This is a genomic window from Kitasatospora sp. NPDC087861 (assembly GCF_044742585.1).
Taxonomy (GTDB): domain Bacteria; phylum Actinomycetota; class Actinomycetes; order Streptomycetales; family Streptomycetaceae; genus Kitasatospora.
The window spans coordinates 1-2668 of record NZ_JBIUUS010000100.1; the positions used below are offsets into that span (position 1 = coordinate 1).

Annotated in this window: 1 protein-coding gene; it reads right to left on the minus strand. The window is 72.8% G+C overall.

Annotation, left to right across the window (positions count from 1 at the left end; all coding sequences use genetic code 11):
- On the minus strand, positions 1–2668 hold a 2668-nt coding region (locus tag ACIOJE_RS41200; protein ID WP_400783821.1), incomplete at both ends, for an SDR family NAD(P)-dependent oxidoreductase.

The window sequence follows — 2668 nt, forward strand, 5'->3', positions numbered from 1 at the left end:
TCGCGGGTGGCCGACCCGCCGGGGCGTGCCGGATCGAGGCCCGCCAGGTCCCACCCACGATCCTGCGGGAAGCCGGTCACCGCGTCAGCACCGGACACCACGATCCGCCACAGGTCTTCCGCGCTGCCGACACCGCCGGGATAGCGGCACCCGATCCCGACGACGACCACCGGATCGTCTTGGGACGCGATGCCGGCTGCCGGCGCGATGTCGGCCGGAGCCGCACCGAACATCGTGTCCCGCAGGTGATCCACCAGCGCTGACGCGTTCGGGTGGTCGAAGACCAGGGTCGATGGAAGCTGGAGCCCGGTCGACGCGTTCAGGCGGTTGCGCAGCTCGACGGAGGTGAGTGAGTCGAAACCGAGCTCGCTGAAGGCACGCCCCGAGGCGACGGTCTGCGGGCCGGAGTGTCCGAGCACGGCCGCGACCTGGGTGCGGACCAGCGCGAGCAAGGCGGCATTGCGGTCCGTCGGGGTCATGGGACGCAGGCGTTCGGCGAAGCCGTCCGCGGCCCGGTCGGCGGCGCGCCGCGGTGCCGTCGGCACGAGCGCGCGCAGCAGCGGCGGAACCGGCGCGTGATCGCCTGCGACCGCGTGCGCGTCGAGGTGCATCGGGACGATGACGGGGGCACCGGCGGTCAGCGCGGCGTCGAACAGTCCCAGACCCTCGGCGTCCCGCAGCGGCCTGACGCCCGCTCTGGCGGCGACGGTGGCCGCCATGCCGGTGGCCCACGGTCCCCAGGCGAGGCTGGTGGTGGGGTGTCCGGTGGTGGTGCGGTGGTGGGCGAGGGCGTCCAGGTAGGCGTTGGCGGCGGCGTAGTTGGCCTGGCCGGGGGAGCCGAGGGTGGCCGCGGCGGAGGAGAACAGGACGAACGCCGTGACGTCGTGGCCCCGGGTGAGCTCGTGCAGGTGCCATGCCGCGGTCGCCTTCGGCGCGAACACACGCTCCAGGTGTTCGGGTGTCTGATTGACGAGGACCGCGTCGTCGACGGCACCCGCGCAGTGGACCACCGCGAGCGGCCGGTCGGCGGGCACCGCGGCCAGCACGGCGGCCAGGTCCGCCCGATCGGTGAGGTCGCAGACGACGGACGTGACGTGCGCCCCGGCCTCGGTCAGTTCTTCCAGCAACTCCGTCGGGACCGGACGCCGTGCGGTCAGGAGCAACTCGCCCGCGCCGTGTTCGACCACGAGGTGCCGGGCGACGAGACCGCCGAGCGCACCGGTGGCCCCGGTGACCAGCACGGTCGCGGACGACCAGTCCGGGCCCGCGGCACTGCCCGGCACAGCACGCACCAGCCGGGGGACGTACGCCTCGCCGCGCCGGATCGCGATCTGTGTCTCACCCGTGGCCACGGCGGCCGTCACCGTGGGCCGCCAGTCCGCATCGAGATCGTCGACGTCGACGAGCACGAAACGGTCCGGATGCTCGGACTGGGCCGACCGTGTCATCCCCCACAGCGCCGCGTTCGTCAGGGACCGGGCAGTCTCGGTCGGAGCGTCGGTATCCAGCAGGCAGGAGCCGGTGGTGAGCACCACCAGTCGGGTATCCGCGGCGTGTTCGTCGCCCACCCACTGCTGCATTGCCGCGAGCGTCTGTGCGGCGGACTCGACGGCGTCGTCACCCGCAGGGTGGGGAAGCCAGACGAGCGCTGGCTCGGTGCCGGGTGCCGGTGGTGCCGATCGCACCCACGATGTTCGGAACAGTGAGCGCGACCCCTGCCCGGCGCCGCGCTGCAGCGGGCGCAGGGTGAGCCGGCCGACCTCGAGCACGGTGGCGCCCGATGCGTCGGCGATCAGCAGCGACACCGCCTCGGGCGCGACGGGGGAGATCCGCACCCGCAGCTGCCTCGTGCTGACCGTGGGCACGGCCACGTCGTTCCAGGCGAACGGAACCAGCGGAGCGTCTCCGGTGCGGCCGAACGGCGCGAGCCCCAGCGGATGCAGCGCGGCGTCCAGGAGCGCCGGGTGTATCGCGAAGCCGTCCGCGTCTGCGGCCTGCCCCTCGCCGAGAACCACCTCGGCGAACAGGACGTCGTCGTGAACCCAGGCGCGGTGCAGACCCTGGAACGCGGGACCGTACTGCCGCTCAGAGCCCTCGGTGTAACAGGCGTCAACATCCAGCGCCGTGGCCCCGGTCGGCGGCCAGACGATCAGATCGCCGTCGGCAGACGCGGGACGCGCCGCGACGAGCCGTCCCTCGGCATGCTTGGTCCACGGCTCATCGGGCGTGGCATTCGTGGGGCGGCTGAAGACGCTTACCACCCGCCCCCCGGCGTCCGGCCCGTCCACCAGGACCTGGACGTGGACACCGGTGTCCTCGGTGAGGACGAGTGGTGCGCCGAGGGTGAGCTCCGCCAGGAACGCGTGGTCGACGTGGCGCGCGGCCTGCATCGCGAGTTCCACGAACGCGGTTCCGGGCAGCAGGACGTCGCCGTGCACGGCGTGGTCGGCGAGCCACCGGTGCTCAGTCAGCGACAGGCTCCCGGTGAGGAGGAACCGGTCGCCGTCCGCGAGCCCGAGCGCAGTGTCGAGGAACGGATGGCTCAAGGTGCCGGCCGGGGCGGCGGACTCCATCCAGTAGCGGGTGTGTTGGAAGGGGTAGGTGGGGAGGGGGGTGCGTTGTGCGCCGGTGTTGGTGAAGTAGTGGTCCCAGTGGGGGTTTGCGCCGT